This window comes from Paenibacillus cucumis (ex Kampfer et al. 2016) (genome assembly GCF_019748695.1).
Classification (GTDB): domain Bacteria; phylum Bacillota; class Bacilli; order Paenibacillales; family Paenibacillaceae; genus Paenibacillus; species Paenibacillus polysaccharolyticus.
Map to the genome: position 1 here is coordinate 26,961 of NZ_JACLIC010000038.1, position 16,112 is coordinate 43,072.

At 46.8% G+C, this 16,112-nt stretch carries 17 protein-coding genes; 16 read left to right on the top strand and 1 reads right to left on the bottom strand.

What is annotated here, in order from left to right:
• Nucleotides 1–351 precede the first annotated feature (351 nt).
• The 5 genes from tkt (at nt 352) to H7T88_RS21520 (ending at nt 5,813) form a co-directional block, all read left to right on the top strand.
• Nucleotides 352–2,394: a transketolase gene (tkt, locus tag H7T88_RS21500; RefSeq protein ID WP_154890898.1), complete on the top strand. Its 2,043-nt coding sequence runs from the start codon at nt 352–354 to the stop codon at nt 2,392–2,394.
• A gap of 154 nt (nt 2,395–2,548) precedes the next feature.
• Nucleotides 2,549–2,866, top strand: coding sequence for a pyrimidine/purine nucleoside phosphorylase (gene ppnP, locus H7T88_RS21505; protein ID WP_090918062.1), 318 nt, complete (start codon nt 2,549–2,551; stop codon nt 2,864–2,866).
• A gap of 182 nt (nt 2,867–3,048) precedes the next feature.
• On the top strand, nt 3,049–4,404 hold the full coding sequence (locus tag H7T88_RS21510) for a glucose-6-phosphate isomerase (RefSeq protein ID WP_090918059.1): 1,356 nt from the start codon (nt 3,049–3,051) through the stop codon (nt 4,402–4,404).
• A 168-nt stretch (nt 4,405–4,572) separates the two neighbouring features.
• Nucleotides 4,573–5,205 carry a YigZ family protein gene (locus H7T88_RS21515; RefSeq protein WP_090918449.1) on the top strand — a complete coding sequence of 211 codons (633 nt, stop codon included), beginning with the start codon at nt 4,573–4,575 and terminating at the stop codon, nt 5,203–5,205.
• 5 nt (nt 5,206–5,210) lie between these two features.
• Nucleotides 5,211–5,813, top strand: a complete 603-nt coding sequence (locus H7T88_RS21520) for a TetR/AcrR family transcriptional regulator (RefSeq protein WP_090918057.1) — start codon at nt 5,211–5,213, stop codon at nt 5,811–5,813.
• A gap of 176 nt (nt 5,814–5,989) precedes the next feature.
• Here H7T88_RS21520 and H7T88_RS21525 read toward each other — a convergent pair whose 3' ends face one another.
• A complete protein-coding gene (locus H7T88_RS21525; RefSeq protein ID WP_090918053.1) occupies nt 5,990–6,391 on the bottom strand; it encodes a secondary thiamine-phosphate synthase enzyme YjbQ in 402 nt (133 codons plus the stop codon).
• 231 nt (nt 6,392–6,622) lie between these two features.
• Here H7T88_RS21525 and cysT point away from each other — a divergent pair, with 231 nt between their 5' ends.
• The 11 genes from cysT (at nt 6,623) to H7T88_RS21580 (ending at nt 15,864) form a co-directional block, all read left to right on the top strand.
• Nucleotides 6,623–7,438 (top strand): sulfate ABC transporter permease subunit CysT, encoded by an 816-nt coding sequence (cysT, locus tag H7T88_RS21530; RefSeq protein WP_090918051.1) that lies wholly within the window; start codon nt 6,623–6,625, stop codon nt 7,436–7,438.
• Entirely contained in the window at nt 7,435–8,232 is a 798-nt protein-coding gene (locus tag H7T88_RS21535) for a sulfate ABC transporter permease subunit (protein WP_090918049.1), read from the top strand. Before cysT ends, H7T88_RS21535 begins: the two co-directional genes overlap by 4 nt.
• Before the next feature lies 1 nt (nt 8,233).
• Nucleotides 8,234–9,298 (top strand): sulfate/molybdate ABC transporter ATP-binding protein, encoded by a 1,065-nt coding sequence (locus H7T88_RS21540; RefSeq protein ID WP_221790217.1) that lies wholly within the window; start codon nt 8,234–8,236, stop codon nt 9,296–9,298.
• 28 nt (nt 9,299–9,326) lie between these two features.
• Entirely contained in the window at nt 9,327–10,412 is a 1,086-nt protein-coding gene (locus H7T88_RS21545) for a sulfate ABC transporter substrate-binding protein (protein ID WP_260511054.1), read from the top strand.
• A gap of 126 nt (nt 10,413–10,538) precedes the next feature.
• Nucleotides 10,539–10,985 carry a hypothetical protein gene (locus H7T88_RS21550; RefSeq protein WP_221790219.1) on the top strand — a complete coding sequence of 149 codons (447 nt, stop codon included), beginning with the start codon at nt 10,539–10,541 and terminating at the stop codon, nt 10,983–10,985.
• 234 nt (nt 10,986–11,219) lie between these two features.
• On the top strand, nt 11,220–12,014 hold the full coding sequence (locus H7T88_RS21555; RefSeq protein WP_221790221.1) for an MBL fold metallo-hydrolase: 795 nt from the start codon (nt 11,220–11,222) through the stop codon (nt 12,012–12,014).
• A gap of 164 nt (nt 12,015–12,178) precedes the next feature.
• Nucleotides 12,179–13,162 (top strand): RNA polymerase sigma factor, encoded by a 984-nt coding sequence (locus tag H7T88_RS21560; protein WP_260511055.1) that lies wholly within the window; start codon nt 12,179–12,181, stop codon nt 13,160–13,162.
• Between the two features lie 18 nt (nt 13,163–13,180).
• Nucleotides 13,181–13,762, top strand: coding sequence for an ATP-dependent Clp endopeptidase proteolytic subunit ClpP (gene clpP, locus H7T88_RS21565; RefSeq protein ID WP_123063326.1), 582 nt, complete (start codon nt 13,181–13,183; stop codon nt 13,760–13,762).
• A gap of 236 nt (nt 13,763–13,998) precedes the next feature.
• Complete coding sequence (locus tag H7T88_RS21570) at nt 13,999–14,373, top strand: GntR family transcriptional regulator (protein WP_090918040.1); 375 nt, start codon at nt 13,999–14,001, stop codon at nt 14,371–14,373.
• A 5-nt stretch (nt 14,374–14,378) separates the two neighbouring features.
• Nucleotides 14,379–15,245: an ABC transporter ATP-binding protein gene (locus H7T88_RS21575; protein ID WP_221790223.1), complete on the top strand. Its 867-nt coding sequence runs from the start codon at nt 14,379–14,381 to the stop codon at nt 15,243–15,245.
• On the top strand, nt 15,238–15,864 hold the full coding sequence (locus H7T88_RS21580) for an ABC-2 transporter permease (RefSeq protein WP_221790225.1): 627 nt from the start codon (nt 15,238–15,240) through the stop codon (nt 15,862–15,864). Before H7T88_RS21575 ends, H7T88_RS21580 begins: the two co-directional genes overlap by 8 nt.
• Nucleotides 15,865–16,112: the final 248 nt, after the last annotated feature.

Consider the following 16,112-nt stretch of genomic DNA (forward strand, 5'->3'; position numbering starts at 1 on the left):
AGCATACCTAGCTATCTGAAAAATAAACCGTTCACCTTGCTCTCGAATCGAGAGATACAGACTAGAAGATGCAAATTTCACGTTAATCTCTAAAAAGTGTATGGTTTTCAGCTTAAAGGTTATACTTCATCCGATGGATTAACAAGGTTTAGCGAGAATCAGCCGAATTTTTCCGTAACTTTCTAAAAGAAGGTTATGGAAAAGCTTCACGGCAAGTGATACAATACAAAAGTGAATAAGTCAAAATGAAACATTCAAGCGGATTCACTTATTGTTTATGCGGTTTGCTTGTATGATGAGAGGGACTCGCTTGCGCACCCGACTTATCTAAAGACATGAGGAGGACAAACCATGACTGACAAGAACGAAGCGATTCAAAAGGACGAGAACACCACAATCGACAATCTGTCGATTACAACCGTACGTACTTTGGCGATTGATGCAATTGAGAAGGCAAATTCCGGACACCCGGGTATGCCGATGGGCTCCGCTCCGATGGGGTACCAGCTTTTTGCAAAAACGATGACTCATAACCCGGACCACCCGACTTGGATTAACCGGGACCGCTTTGTGCTGTCCGCAGGACATGGCTCCATGTTGCTGTACAGCTTGCTGCACCTGAGCGGCTACGATCTTCCTATGGAAGAATTGAAACAATTCCGTCAATGGGGAAGCAAAACTCCGGGTCACCCGGAATTCGGACATACAGCTGGTGTTGATGCAACTACCGGACCACTGGGTCAAGGTATTGCAATGGCAGTTGGTATGGCTATGGCTGAAGCTCAACTGGGCGCGACTTATAACAAAGATCAATTTAACGTTGTTGATCACTACACATATGCAATCTGCGGTGATGGCGACCTGATGGAAGGCGTATCTCATGAATCTGCTTCCCTGGCTGGACGTCTGGGCCTTGGTAAACTGATCATGTTGTTCGATTCCAACGACATTACGCTGGATGGCAAACTTGATCTGTCTTCTTCCGAAAGCATCGCTAAACGCTTCGATGCGTATGGCTGGCAAGTATTGCGTGTTGAAGATGGTAACGATTTGCCTGCAATTGAAAAAGCAATCAAAGAAGGTCAAGCAGACACAGCACGTCCTACATTGATCGAAGTGAAAACCGTTATCGGTTACGGTAGCCCGAACAAACAAGGTAAAGGCGGCCACGGCGGTACTCACGGATCTCCACTGGGTGCAGAAGAAGCTAAACTGACTAAAGAATATTATAAATGGGTATATGAAGAAAACTTCCACGTACCAGCTGAAGTTCGCGATCACTTTGCTCAAGTAAAAGAAAAAGGTATTGCTGCAAACAAAGCATGGGACGCACAATTTGCTGAGTACAAAAAAGCATACCCTGAACTGGCTGCTCAGTTCGAAACAGCAATTAACGGTGACCTTCCAGAAGGCTGGGATCGTGATCTGCCGAAATATGCGGCAACAGACAAAGCATTGTCTACGCGTGTAGCTTCCGGTAACGCTCTGAACGGTCTTGCACACAATGTGCCTCATCTGACAGGTGGTTCTGCTGACTTGGAAAGCTCCACAATGACGCACTTGAACAACCTGGCGAACTTCACTCCGGAAGACTATTCCGGCCGTAACATCTACTTCGGTATCCGTGAATTCGGTATGGCTGGTGCGATGAACGGTATGGCATTGCACAGCGGCGTGAAAGTATTCGGCGGTACGTTCTTCGTATTTACCGACTACCTGCGTCCGGCTGTTCGTCTGGCTGCACTGATGAGCCTGCCAGTAACGTATGTTCTGACTCACGACAGTATCGCTGTTGGTGAAGATGGTCCTACGCACGAGCCGATCGAGCAATTGGCTTCCCTGCGTATCATCCCGAACCTGACGGTAATTCGTCCAGCTGACGGTAACGAAACTTCTGCAGCTTGGGCTTACGCGCTGGAGAACAAGAGCAACCCGGTTGCCTTGGTACTGACTCGTCAAAACTTGCCGATCCTCGAAGGTACTGTAGAAGGTGCACGTGAGAACGTTAAACGTGGTGCTTATGTGGTGTCCGATGCTAAAGACGGTAAAGCGGTAGCACAAATCATCGCGACAGGTTCTGAAGTACAGCTCGCTGTTAAAGCTCAAGCTGCACTTGCTGAGCAAGGGATTCAAGTTCGCGTAATCAGCATGCCTAGCTGGGATCTGTTCGAGAAACAAGACAAAGCTTACAAAGAGTCCGTTCTTCTTCCGGATGTTAAAGCTCGTCTGGCAATCGAAATGGCTTATCCAATGGGCTGGGAAAAATATGTTGGAGATCAAGGTGACATTCTCGGAATCAGCACATTCGGTGCTTCCGCGCCTGGCGACCGTGTAATCCAGGAGTATGGTTTTACTGTGGATAACGTAGTTAGCCGCGTAAAAGCATTGCTGTAATTAAAACTTTATACTTCAACAGTCTGTCATGGGCCGAACGTCTTCCGGCGCTTCTGGCTCATGACAGTTGTTATTTCCGCAGAGTCAAGGGCGGCATGGCTGCCCTGATCTGTGTTGCCTTTTGTTTTCATTAACTTCAGGGGAGCGGGTACGCATGTCACAATTCGATCAAGTCAGTGTAGTGAAAAAGGCCAACATATATTATGATGGCCAGGTAACCAGTAGAACGGTTATTTTGGGGGATGGCAGCAAAGTGACGCTAGGTATCATGCTTCCAGGTAACTATGAGTTCGGCACAGATTCCCGCGAAATTATGGAGATTCTGTCCGGCGATCTGAGAGTATTGCTTCCTGGTGAAGAAGAGTGGCAAGAGATTCAAGGCCAAGCTACATTCCACGTGCCTGCTGAATCCAAATTCAAACTGGAGATACGCAGCGTTACCGACTACGTCTGCTCGTACCCGGCGGAATAACACAAGAAGGGGAACTCGAACCGCATTGTTGCGGATTCGATTTGCCCTTTTTGCTTCTTGAATGTTAACAGCCAAGTTCGTGCATAAGCTTGTCAGCAAGTTGGATTTGAAGTATCCTTAGGACAAGTTGTTTAACATGGAAAACGGAAATATTATACCGATATCAGGAGGTTTTTGAGATCATGGCAAAAAAAGTGACATTTGACTATAGTACAGCTTTGCAATTTGTAAACCAGCACGAAGTAGACTATTTCGCTGAACCGATCCGTTTGGCTCACGAGCAACTTCATAATGGTACAGGAACAGGTTCCGACTATCTCGGTTGGATCGACCTTCCGACAGCATATGACAAAGAAGAATTTGCCCGCATCCAAAAAGCGGCTGCTAAAATCCAAAGTGATTCCGAAGTGCTGATCGTGATTGGTATCGGTGGATCTTACCTAGGAGCACGCGCAGCGATCGAAATGCTGACACATTCCTTCTACAACAACTTGCCGAAAGACAAACGCAAAACTCCTGAGATTTATTTTGCAGGTAACAACATTAGCTCTACGTATGTGACACACTTGCTGGATCTGGTAGAAGGTAAAGACTTCTCCGTGAACGTTATCTCTAAATCGGGTACAACAACTGAACCAGCGATTGCATTCCGTATCTTCCGTGCAGCTCTGGAGAAAAAATACGGGAAAGAGGAAGCTCGCAAACGTATCTACGCAACAACAGATAAAGAGCGCGGAGCACTCAAAAAGCTGGCGAATGAAGAAGGTTATGAATCTTTCATCATCCCGGATGATGTAGGTGGACGTTATTCCGTACTCACAGCAGTAGGTTTGTTGCCAATCGCAACAGCAGGGATCAACATCGAAGAAATGATGCAAGGCGCAGCTGATGCTTCCAAAGAGTACAGCAATCCGAATGTAGCGGAGAACGAAGCGTATCAATACGCCGCTGTTCGTAACGCATTGTACCGTAAAGGCAAAGGAACAGAGATTCTGGTAAACTACGAGCCTTCCTTGCACTTCGTATCCGAGTGGTGGAAACAGCTCTTTGGTGAAAGCGAAGGTAAAGACTACAAGGGCATCTATCCTGCATCCGTAGATTTCTCCACAGACTTGCACTCTATGGGTCAATTCATTCAGGAAGGTAGCCGTAACATCTTCGAAACCGTTATTCAAGTCGCAGAAGTATCCGAGCACATTTCCATTGAAGCTGATGCGGACGATTTGGACGGTTTGAACTTCTTGGAAGGAAAAACGATGGATTTCGTCAACAAAAAAGCATTCCAAGGAACGTTGCTCGCACATACAGATGGCCAAGTTCCAAATCTGATTGTGAACATTCCAGATATGACTCCATATTCCTTCGGATATCTGGTATACTTCTTTGAAAAAGCATGTGGCATCAGCGGATATTTGCTGGGTGTGAATCCATTTGACCAACCAGGCGTGGAAGCATACAAGAAAAATATGTTCGCATTGCTGGGCAAACCAGGCTTTGAAGAAGAGAAAGCAGCGCTCGAAGCGAGACTGTCTGAATAATTCATGGCTTCGCTCATATAGTTAAATAAAGATTGTTAAGTTCATCCGGGAATGCGAGCTTTTGCAGGGTATCGTTTCCCGGGTGTCATTAACCAAGGCAGTTCATCCGCAATATGCGGGGAACTGCTTTCTTGTAAAATGGATGATTTACGGAAAGTTGGATTGGAAATGATTGAACGTTATCGAACGGTTCGAGGATCGGGACAACTGGAAATTGTGATCAAAAAATCACGGTTTATCGGTCATATTATGCCGGTCTCAACTGAGGAAGAAGCTATTGCTTTTATTGATGATATCAAGAAAAAGCATTGGAATGCGACACATAACTGCTCGGCGTACATGATTGGCGAGCGGGATGAGATTCAGAAGCAGTCTGATGACGGGGAGCCGAGTGGTACAGCGGGTAAACCTATTCTTGAGGTGATCAAGAATCAGCAATTAAAGAATGTAGCGATTGTTGTTACACGATACTTCGGGGGAATCATGCTTGGCGCTGGTGGACTTATTCGTGCGTATACAGATGGAGCTGTGGCAGCGATCGAAGCAGGAGAAGCCATTACCAAAGTGCTGCATCGAGAAGTATTTGTCGAATTGGATTATACGTGGCTTGGGAAAGTGGAAAATGAGTTAAGGGGCCGGGAAGTGCGTACAGGTGAAACGGCTTTCACCGATAAAGTTACGTTAACTTGTCTTCCGCCGGATAGTGAAACCGAGGCATTTATCGCCTGGATCACGGATTTGACGCAAGGGCAATCCCGGATCACGGAGGGACAGCGGCTTTATTTTATTGAAGGGGAATAAAATATATGGCTAGAAGAGCAGTCGAACAGGAGTTGTCGAGGGAGCGGATACTGGAGGCGGCGAGGCATCTTTTTATTACCAAAGGATACCGCGCCATTTCGATGCGAAGCATCGGCCAGCATCTTGGCTATAGTCATGGGTCGCTGTATTATCATTTTAAGGAAAAAGCAGAATTGTTCTATGCGATCGTGGTAGAGGATTTCAACCATCTGGGACATCTACTGTTGCAAGCCATGGTCAGGCCGGTTGCAGGCGGCGTGAACAAAGTGGAGCATATTCTGATGGAGTTTATTCGATTTGGTCTGGAAAATCCGTATCAATACGAGATTATGTTTATGATTCGGGACGAGGAGTTATTGTCCTATTGTCGTACGGAGCAAGGACGTTGTTTCGAACTGTTTGCGTCGATTATTCGGCAGTATATGAAGGAAGAGGGCTGTGCCGAAGAAGATATTCAGCATGTGCCGCGTACTTTGTTTTTGGCTATGCACGGATTCATATCGTATCATATTCAAGACCGTTTAACGTTTGCGGAGATCGAATCCTCTGCGTTGTCTCATGTGAAAGTATTGTGCCGTAACTTGGGTCAGCAGCCTGGCGTGCAATAATTTGCCGCTTATGCCTGCCCCTACACTTCAAGGCGGTGATTGATCATAACATTAACTCTTTATTACGTTATCATGCGAAAGATATTATTTTCATACGCTGAAGATGAAGACAGGCGTTCCTAACCCCGGTACAGGGTGGAGCGCCTGTTTGTGTTTGTCTTTTTTGGAGATGGAACTTAACCTTCCATAATTTTAATAAAATACTCCCGGTTACGCGGTCCATCAAATTCGCAAAAATAGATTCCTTGCCAGCGTCCGAGAAGCAGTCTGCCTTCATGAAGGATGACAGTCTGTGATGGACCGGTAGTTATTGATTTGAGGTGAGAGGCCGTATTGCCCTCGGCATGACGATACTGAGGGTGCTCCCATGGGTACACCTCATCGAGACGTAACAAGACATCATGTTTAACATCGGGATCCGCATTTTCATTAATGGCAATGCCGGCTGTTGTATGTGGACAATAAATAAGCACGGTGCCATTCTGCACGCCGCTGCTTTGTACAACTTGTTTGACTTCCCGTGTGATATCCTTCATTTCATCTCTTGCAAATGTTGATATATTTTTTGTGTATAACATGTCTTTCCTCCTTGTCGTTGTAATGGCTCTCCTCAATTTTAACTCCCTAATAGTTCGAATAAAAGCATTGACGATCAGCACTGCAAACTGGTAAAGTATCAGATAAGCAAAAACCAAGTAGACTAATGGGAATAATAATAAAGTAAACTTATCCAACTCAGGAAAATGTCGTATGAAGTCAGGTAGACTGCCGACCGGAGTTAAAGCCGGAGGCTGGGAGGGAACACAGTAATGAACACCGTTCTTCGTCACAAGGGATGGACTTGGGGTTTTCGCAGTACCGTATTGTTATATTTCATCGTGCTCATTGTACTTCCAATCATCGGTGTGTACGCTAATTCCTTCTCAGAAGGATGGAGCAATTTTGCTGAGAGTATCATGGACCCGATCGCATGGAAGGCGGTGCTGTTAACGGTACGTCTGGCCGTGGTCGCCGCTATAATTAATGTGGTCTTGGGAACCATGATTGCCTGGGTTTTAACCAGATATCGATTCGTTGGCAGATCATTTCTTAACAGTCTCGTCGATTTGCCGTTTGCGTTACCAACAGCCGTAGGCGGTCTGATGATTATGCTGTTGCTCGGCCCGATCAGTGCTGTCGGAAAACTGGCTGAATCAATGGGGTTTGAAATTGTTTTTCATCAGCCTGCAATTGTGATTGCGATGACCTTTGTTACCTTTCCTTTTGTCATCCGGGCAGTGCAGCCTTTGCTGGAAGAGATCGATCCTTCCGAGGAAGAGGCTTCGTACACGATGGGTGCTTCCAAGGCACGTACATTCATGCAGGTCATTCTGCCATCTATGGCTCCTGGCATGATTAGCGGCGGAATGTTGGCTTTTTCCAGAGCGCTCGCTGAATTCGGCGCGGTTGTACTGGTTGCCGGTAATATTCCAGGCAGAACACTAACCGCTTCTGTTTTTATCTATGGTGAGATTGAAAGTGATAACCCGACTGGGGCTGCTGCCGTATCCGTGTTGCTACTAACGCTCTCCTTCCTGATCCTCTGGCTGATCAATCTGGTACAGATGCGGGGGAGAAGAAGATGAGAAGACTCTTAATCGGACTTACGTTTGTAGTATTCACACTGCTGTTGATCATTCCTCTTGGACGGATTCTGATTGGCGCATTTGAGGATGGTGCAGGTGGCTTTGTTAAAGGCATTATGCGTCCTGAGGCGCTTCACGCACTGATGATGACAGGGTTGGTCGTTCTGGTGGTTACTCTGTTAAATACATTGTTTGGCATCATGATGGCGATTTATCTGGTCCGCGCAGGATGGCTGAGTGATCGGGTGAAAGGACTGCTTAACAGCATTGTCGATTTACCTTATGCGGTATCGCCTGTTATTGGCGGTTTGATGATTGTTTTGTTGCTTGGACCAAACAGCATCATGGGAGGATTTTTTGAGGGCATCGGATTTAATGTGGTTTACGCTTTTCCAGGCATGGTTATTGCCACGTTGTTCGTTACGTTCCCGTTGATGGTAAGGGAAGTTATGCCCGTCCTGCAAGAGCTAGGTTCGCAGCAGGAAGAGGCAGCTTCCACACTTGGAGCCTATGGCTGGAGAACGTTTTGGAGTGTTACCTGGCCTTCCATCCGCTGGGCAGTGGTCTATGGTCTGGTTCTGACGGTAGCGCGTTCACTGGGAGAATTCGGGGCGGTATTGGTCGTATCCGGTAACATTATGAATAAAACGCAGACAGCAACAACACTGGTGTATCAGGATGTAGAGAATTTCAACGTGTCAGCCGCAAATGGTGTGGCATTGGTGCTGGTAACCTTCTCCGTAGGACTGCTGCTCCTGATGGAATGGGCCAAGAAGCGAAAGGAAGTGCATTGAGATGCATGTAGAAGTTCGTGATCTGAACAAACACTTTGGTGATTTTCATGCGGTAAAAGATGTCTCGTTCGATATTGCCAAAGGCCATCTGATCGGTTTGCTCGGCCCCAGCGGAGGCGGGAAAACGTCGATTCTGCGTATGCTAGCAGGGCTTGAAAGCCCAGGGTCGGGCGAGATCCGCTTCCACGGAAAAGTCGTGAATCATCTGCCGCCTCAAGAGCGAGGCATTGGATTTGTATTTCAGAACTATGCGTTGTTCAAACATATGAGTGTTTTTGATAATATTGCGTTTGGTCTCAAGGTGAAAAAGACATCCAAAGCCCAGATTCGTGATCGCGTGATGGAACTCGTTGAGCTGACTGGGCTGAAAGGTTTCGAACAGCGTTATCCGCACCAGCTGTCAGGTGGACAGCGTCAACGTGTGGCCTTTGCCAGAGCGCTTGCGCCTGAGCCGCAGTTACTGCTTCTGGACGAACCGTTTGCAGCCATTGATGCAAAGATCCGTCAAGAGCTTCGTTCATGGCTACGTGAGTTGATCGAGCGGGTAGGAATCACGTCCATCTTTGTTACTCACGATCAGGATGAAGCCATTGAAGTAGCAGATGAGATTATGATTATCAGCCAAGGCCGTTTGGAGCAAAAGGGTACCCCTTGGGATATTTATAAAAATCCGCAGACCCCTTTCGTGGCGACTTTTATTGGGGAGTCCACGGTGGTGGAGGATGCCTCTCAGCTGAAAGGTTTCGAGCATGCGGTGCAAGGTGGCAATACACGTGCGCTGATAAGACCCGAGTATATCGAGATTGGACTCAAAAACGAGTTCACGATGTTGTCTGCAACGGAAAAAGGGATTGTGAAACATCTTCACTTCCGCGGTAGTGAATGGATGGTTGAAGTTGAGGTGGAGGGACATAAGCTCATCACTTATCGCTCATTGGAGAAAACGACACTAGAGATCGGGCAAACGATTCGTGTGCTTGTGCACCGCGCCTATTTGTTCAACGACTCGGAGAGCTGGGTTGTTGAGAACCGACTGAAAGAAGATCCGATGCCTGTCATGATCTAGAGCCTGTTATGTTAAGAATAAAGCAGAAATGAAAGAAGGAGCGGCCATGCAGACGAGCCAAAACAATAAGAAATTTATACCTCTATACGTGATCCTGATGCTTGTGCTCGTCTGTGTGACTGCCGGATGCAGCAAGCAGGAGCCAGGGCAGCCAGCCGGGGTTTCGAGTGGGGATTCTTCGAACACACTGGTTATTGGTGCATATAGCGTAGCGAAAGATGCGGTAGGTGAACTGTTGCCCAAGTTCCAGGCAGAATGGAAAGCCAAAACGGGACAGAGTATTAATTTTCAAGAGTCTTATGAAGCCTCAGGAACTCAAGCTAGAGCGATCGTCGGCGGGTTCGAAGCGGATGTAGCCTTGCTGGCGATGGAAAGTGACATCGATAAACTGGTGAAGGCCAAGCTGGTCACTACGGATTGGAAACAAACGCCGAATGAGGGCATGATTACTCGTTCAATCGTTGTACTGGGAACACGAGCAGGCAATCCACTTGGGATTAAAGATTTTCAGGATTTAACCAAACCTGGCGTAAAGGTGCTGTATCCTAACCCGAAAACATCCGGTGGTGCACAGTGGGATATTAATGCAATCTATGGTGCAGGATTGAAGCTTTCGGAGGAGAAAGAGGGCAAGAAAGACCCTGCCGCAGCCAAAGCATTTCTGGAAGAGGTGCACCAGAACGTTGAATCCCTGGATAAGAGTGGCCGTTCCTCGATGGCGGCATTTGAATACGGTGTAGGCGACGTCATCGTAACATACGAGAATGAATTGCTCGCTCGAATCGCAAAGGGTGTAGATTATGATATCGTGGTGCCCAAAAATACAATACTCATCGAAAATCCTGCAGTGGTGGTGGATAAATATGCTGACAAACATGGCAATCGGGAGCTGGCGGAAGCCTTTATCGCATACTTGCGGACACCTGAAGCGCAGCGTATTTTTGCGAAACACGGCTTCCGCTCGGTAGACCCGGACGTATTTGCCGAGACGAAAGAATCGTTCCCGACACCAGCGGGACTGTTTGATATCAACTATCTGGGTGGATGGGATGAGGTGCGGAAGACACTGTATTCCAAACGCGGCGTATGGTATCAGGTACTGGCGGGACTGTAGCAGCTAATGTGAACCTTCATTTTACGGCATGCCGAGATGGAGGTTTTTTACTACGAAAAGGTTATAATAGGAAGTATACTAATACACATGTTGGCATAATCGTAATTGAAGAGAGGTGTGACCGTAATGAGTACAGAGATCAAATTGTCCCAAAGCACAGCGATTCGGCTGGAGCAGGCCCGCGGCAAGGGCATGCCAGAAGCGGATATATTAAAAGCGATTCAAGCCAAGGATGTAGCGGCATTTGATACCGTATCCGAAGAGCATTATCGGTACGATACGTTTTTCTCCTATGCGGACGAGCATGGTGAGAACTTGGAAGGGGCTGTACGGAACGGGTATCGAATTACGTTTAATACACGTGGCGGCCTGGGCATCTGGCTGGAAAAAGCATTTAATCTGCAAGTAGACAAGGATTTCGCGGTGGGTGAGGGAATCATCACCGGTTTGCAGTTGACTGCAGAACAGGCTGAGGTGCTAGAGCAACGTCTGGCATGTAACTGGGTCATCACGGATGCCTTAGAGGTTCCTGCTGGCCGTGAACTGACGTTGAAACTGCGTGCGCTGGTGTGAGCGGACGCATATGGAATCATCGTGTCTGAGGCTGGGTTTCTCCAGCCCGGTCAGACGACAGACTTTCCCGGCCAGCTGTGATGAGCTGTGAGTGGGGGAGTCTTTTTTTTGCAAAAGCGGAGGTAGGGGATTACAATTTACATAAAATATTTGTGGCACAACTTTGTTGATTACGAAGGAAGAGACATCACATCTGAGCTGAATCGGCTTCAGGGAGCGAGAGGGGAATGCGGAATGAATCAGCTCACATTTCTGGGCACAGGCGACGCCATGGGTGTCCCAAGGGTGTATTGTAGTTGTGAGGTATGTGCAGAGGCGAGGCAGACAGGAGAAAATCGACGAAAACGTTCATCGGTCATGATTCATGATGGTAGTCACGTGGAAGATCAGCCTGAAGACGGGATGTTTATGATCGACTGCGGGCCGGACTGGCGTTCTCAGATGGAAGATCAGGGAATGCGTATGGTGCATACGTTGCTGATTACACATGCGCATTTTGATCATATCGGCGGCCTGCCGGAATGGGCGGATGCGTGCCGCTGGCTAGGCGTGAAGGGTAAGCTGTATGCCCCGCGTGAGGTAATCGTTACGATACAGGGACAATTTCCGTGGCTCGCTCGTCACATGGATTTTATGGAAACGGATAACGGGATTGAACTCGGTGGATGGACGATTCGCTCCTGGAAAGTGTGTCACGGACACAATGGATTTTCGTACGCTTATCGATTGGAACGTAGGGGGTATGCTTGGGCTTACTGTTCGGATGCTATAGATTTGAAGGAAGACGAGAAGGAACTGTTGTATGGACTGGATCTACTGGTATTGGGCACAAGTTTTGTGCATGAGCTGGCGGAGTTTTCAACGCGTTCGGTGTACGATATGCAGGAGGCGCAGGAGCTTTTGCGAGAGCTGAAGCCGGGATACACTTATTTTACACATATGTCCCATGATGTAGATGTAAGGCAGGACTATAAACTGGATCAGGGCATTACCATAGCACGAACAGGCATGACGGTGACGCTGGGCTAAGATTCGATGTGAAATCAGGATTCGGCATTGAAATTGGAGAATTTGAGGTTGAGGAATAGATTTTGTTGTAAAAAATAAATTTAGAAGAGCGTATCCTTTTCAGGAGGTTCTTCGTTTACATAATGAAACACTTAATCAGGAACCAGCAAAGGGGGGCCCCCGAGATGGCCTTTGTGAAGTCCGCAGATTGCGAAGTCAACAGACTTGAGCATGAATGGAGTAACACGCGTAATTACAAGACGGATCATGTTGGAGATGGCGGAATTACCAATCAAATGAATCAAGCTAGTTCAATAAATCAGATTACTACAACGAATCAGAGATATGATATGGATTGTACAAAGGATGCTGATGGGAAACGTATTTCGCACCCCATGTTGCACGATATATTGCCTGATTTGATGGCTTCACTCTATGCATATTGCTTGTCATTGACCAAATCAGTGACAGAGACAGAGGATCTCGTACAGGAAACCTGTCTTAAGGGATTATCGTCAGAGGTGGTGCAAGCTTCCGAAAGATCAAACGCGTCGTTTAATTGGGAGGCTTATCTGATTCGGATTGCACGCAATACATGGATTGATGGAATTCGTAAGCAGGAGAAGCTTCGATCTATTCTCGCGGAGATGAAATCTGTGATGTCCGAATGTACGGAAGAAGAATCATTTGAAGAGCTGGAGTCTGCGGTGCAGCTGTTAGTTCACACCTTGCCACCGTGGCAACGAGCAATCTATATATTACGTGAAATCATGGGATATAAGGCGGCAGAAACCGCTGAGATGCTGCATACAACCGAAGGTGCTGTAAAAGCGGCATTAAGCCGTGCCCGTACAGCTTTAACCAAGGTTAGGCATACATTGGAGGAAGCAGGGATGGATGCTGCATTGGAACAGGGGACGATGAAAGAGTCCGCAGATCTGGAGCAAGAGCAGCTCCGCAATTATCTGATGGCTTTCCGTCAAGGAGATACTGCACGTCTAATTGATCTGTGCCTGAACCGTATGCATGATCCGATAGCTGTGGCGGGTACGATTCTGCAACAGGTTCTGCCGTCTCGAGCGATGCAGCCAGTGATGTACGGTTATGTCACTTCGAGCACGAATCCAATGTCTTATGGAAGTGCGTATACGGTCATCATGGCTGCCTAATATAAGGAGGCGACACATATGAACGTAGTACCTTACGTTGTTGAACAGACCGCTCGCGGTGAGCGGAGTTATGATATTTATTCACGTTTGCTGAAGGACCGCATCATTATGGTGTCAGGAGAGATTGAAGATCAGATGGCCAATGCCATTGTGGCCCAATTATTGTTTTTGAGTGCCGAGGACCCGGATAAAGATATTCAGATGTACATTAACAGTCCGGGGGGATCGGTGACAGCAGGTTTCTCCATTTATGATACGATGCAGTTTGTGAAGCCGGATATTTCGACGATCTGTACCGGTATGGCGGCGAGTTTTGGTACGATTTTGCTGGTGGGCGGCACCAAGGGGAAACGAATGGCGTTACCGAACAGCGAGATTATGATTCATCAGCCGCATGGAGGTACACGCGGGCAGGCATCCGATATGCTGATACATGCAAACCGGATTATCCAGCACCGCCAGCGTCTGAATCAGTTGCTTGCAGACCATACAGGCCAGCCGCTGGAGCGCATTGAAAAAGACTCTGACCGCGATTATTTCCTCACCGCAGCCGAAGCGGTGGAATATGGTCTGGTGGATAAGGTTGTTACAGGTGCGTAGTGTCACCTTAGATGGAATTGACGAAGCGAGTGACACAGACAGCAAATATAATCGAAACGACGGATGTAAAGATTTGGACGACAGGGGACTGTCGTTCTTTTTTTTTGTTTTTTCTATTGGAGGTAAGAAAATGGATAAAAAAGGTTGACCTAAACCGGATATAGTGTGTATATTATATATATACACTATGCCTGGTTATTAATATGAAACAATGGCAATGAGGTGAAAGAAAGAAAATGAATATACGGATATCCAATGCATCGAGCGATCCCATCTATATCCAGATTTTATCCCAGATTCGGCAGAGCATTCTGAACGGAGAACTGGCAGCAGGAGACCATCTTCCTTCCATCCGTCAACTTGCGAAGGATTTGCAAGTCAGCGTCATTACGACGAAACGTGTGTATGAAGAACTGGAAAAAGAGCAACTGATTGATTCCGTGGTTGGCAAGGGAAGTTTTGTATCCGGTGCAAATCAGGATTTTATCCGCGAGAGACGTATGAAGCAATTAGAAGCGAAGATGCTTGAGGTTATTCAGGAGAGCAAGGAACTGGGCATGAGCGCACAGGATTTGATTCATCATCTTACTTTGCTGTTAGAGGAGGAATAGGCAAGATGAATGCGATAGAATTGCGGAATGTTACGAAAGGGTATCCGTTATTTAAGGTGGATAACATATCCACAGATGTGAAACAGGGATTTATCACAGGGCTCATTGGCCCAAACGGAGCTGGAAAAAGTACATTAATCCGAATGATTACCGGACTCATCCATCCTGATCAGGGGACATTGCGAACGCTGGGCAGTGAGAATCCGAGCGGTGATGTGGCTGTCAAGCAGCGGCTCGGTATTGTGTCCGATGAATGCTTTTATTATGAACATTTGACCATCAGGGAGATGTCAAGGTTAATCGCTCCTTTTTACAGTCGCTGGGACCATGCCGTATTCAAGAGTTATTTGGAACAATTCGAATTGTCTCCAAAAAAGAAAATCCAGGATTTATCCAAAGGCATGAAGATCAAATTCTCGCTTGCGGTTGCCTTGTCTCATGATGCCGATCTGCTTGTCATGGATGAACCAACATCCGGTCTTGACCCGGTTTTTCGGAGAGAGCTGCTTGATCTACTGGCCGGCATGATACAGGACGAGGCCAAATCCATCATTTTCTCGACACATATTACGACGGATCTGGAGCGGATCGCGGACTATATCGCTTTTGTTAATCAAGGCAAGCTGATTTTTAATGAGGCCAAAGACGACGTACTTGAGCGCTACACCATTGTGAAAGGCGATATGGATCTACTGGATGCGGATACCCGGCGTCAATTCGTTGGCATACGTGAAACAACGATTGGTTTTGAAGCGTTATCGGACAACAAAGTGGAGGCACAGCGCATGTTCGGCAGTGAGGCTCTTTTGCATAGGCCGGCGTTGGAAGACTTGATTTATTTCACGGCAAAAGGGGGGCGTCAACATGCTTAATCTGCTTCGTAAAGACTTTATTGCACTGAGAAGTTCTTTGTGGATTATTGCTCTGTATGTGGTGATTTTCAGTTGGGCGTTTATTCCGAAGATGGAAATGTCCATGTATCTCGTAGGGATTTATACGGCTTTTGGCTCGATTATGCTAGCTACGATGATTGATATCAAAAACCATAATCATAACTTTTTAGTTACACTTCCAGTCAGTCGCAAACAGATCGTGCAAGCAAAGTATCTGTCTTCCATTCTCTATTCCCTGTTTGGAGTGCTTGTATCCTACGGCATTCACACGATTGTTAACCTGAATTATCCTGAACTCAACAAACCTCATTATTCCCTGTTGGATATCCTTATTTCTATGGGGTTGGTATTTATACTGGTATCTATTTATATGCCACTTTTCTATGCACTCAGCAAAAAGGGAGCAGGCATTATTAATACGGTTTTCTTCGTTTGTTTAATTGTTCTTGCTCAACCGACTGCGTTTATTCTTGATGTTGCGGGTAAAGATGGGCTGATCACAACACCCATTATCGTGGGGATTGCCATAGCCATAGTGACCTTGTTTTTTGTTTCGTATGTCGTCACGATCCGGTTATTTGAGAGAAAAGATCTGTGAGCGGATTGACTTTAGGGACTCGAAGCGGGCGCTAACGATCACAGATGAGCCTATTTGCTCCATTTCAGGTGATTTAAGAATGTAACGATCTCAGGAGATGCTATTTTAGTTATTTCGATGGAAAATGGGTAAAAATCACATGTTTCCATTGAAATAAGGTCACTGGTGATCGTTACATTTTTTAGGTTGTGAAAAACGCCTAAATAAGGTTTCTGGCTTTAAAGCCCCCTAATCCAATTGGACACTCG